The sequence below is a fragment of the Candidatus Symbiopectobacterium sp. NZEC127 genome (assembly GCF_025962675.1).
Taxonomy (GTDB): Bacteria; Pseudomonadota; Gammaproteobacteria; order Enterobacterales; family Enterobacteriaceae; genus Symbiopectobacterium.
This window is the reverse complement of record NZ_JAGFPG010000069.1, coordinates 1-567: the sequence shown is the minus strand read 5'-3', so window position 1 is coordinate 567 and position 567 is coordinate 1. Positions and strand designations below refer to the sequence as shown.

Genomic DNA, 567 nt, shown 5'->3' with positions numbered 1-567 from the left:
GCGGCTATCGTGGCGGAAATGTGGAAAATCATGTTCAACCCGACGCCCAACGGCGTGATTAACCACATGTTGTCATGGTTTAGCATTGATGCGCAGGGCTTTCTCACCGATCCGAATCAGGCGATGCCGATGGTGATGCTGCTGCAAATCTGGAAAGCCGTCCCGTACAACATGGTGATCTTTATTGCCGGGCTCGCCACCATCAACCGCGAACTGTATGACGCAGCCAACGTTGACGGTGCCAGTCGCTGGAATCGTCTGCGCTATGTGACGTTGCCGGGTCTGATTCCTGCCATGTCGGTGATCATTATGCTGTCCTTTATTCGCGGTTTTCGCGTGTTCGCCGAAATCTACGCCTCTACCGGTGGCGGACCGTCTGGCTCGACAGAAGTGGTCATGACGCAAATTTATAAGGCCGGATTCGTTCAGTTTGATTACGGCTATGCCTCGGCGGTGTCGTTTGTGCTGTTCATCTTTACCGTGTTGCTGACGCTGGTTCATTTTGCCGTCAAGAAACGCTACGTGAAGTATTAATTTGAAAGGCACCAGAGGTATTAGCAGATGAAA

Annotated in this window: 1 protein-coding gene; it reads left to right on the top strand. The window is 51.9% G+C overall.

The features are described from left to right. On the top strand, positions 1–534 hold a 534-nt coding region (locus J5069_RS23955), incomplete at its 5' end, for a carbohydrate ABC transporter permease (protein ID WP_264646140.1). Positions 535–567 lie beyond the last annotated feature (33 nt).